General features: G+C 48.9%; 1 protein-coding gene. It reads right to left on the reverse strand.

Annotated elements, in window-relative coordinates; genetic code table 11:
- Nucleotides 1-546 (reverse strand): efflux RND transporter permease subunit (locus tag R7Z50_RS30285; protein WP_318150121.1); only part of this gene is annotated, 546 nt, incomplete at both ends.

A 546-nucleotide genomic window follows, 5' to 3' on the forward strand; every position in this document is an offset into this window, starting at 1 on the left:
CCACCATTGATGATTAAATTGCGAATGTCTTCTAGAGACTGAAACTCACTGGTTTGCGCAATACGAATACGCTCTGTACCTGCATCGAATTTTCCCGCTTCGAACGTGCTGTTTTGTGTGCTCAGTTGGTTCCAAACTTGTGCGATCGACAAACCATATTGAGCCAAGCGCTCGTCTGGCATATCGATATGTACAACGCGAGGTTGAATGCCGTGTAGCTCGATCTTTTTGATGCCGTCGACGGCTTTGATTTGGCGTTGCAGCTCTTCGGCGTAGCGACGCAACTCTTCTGGTGCAGCATCTGTGCTGTGGATAGAGAAAAGCATGCCGTAGACTTCAGAGAACTCGTCTTGTACTACGCTGATCTGCGCGCTGGAAGGTAGCTGCAGTTTTACATCGTCCACTTTGCGTCTCAATAAGTCCCATTCCTGCGGAAGTGCTTTGGAGTTAAGGCTCTCTTTGAGGTCAACAAAGACCATAGATAAACCGGGGCGAGACAATGAGCGCAAGCGATCCAACTCCGCCATTTCCTGCAATTTGGTTTCC

The organism is Vibrio sp. 1249-1, from assembly GCF_033340495.1.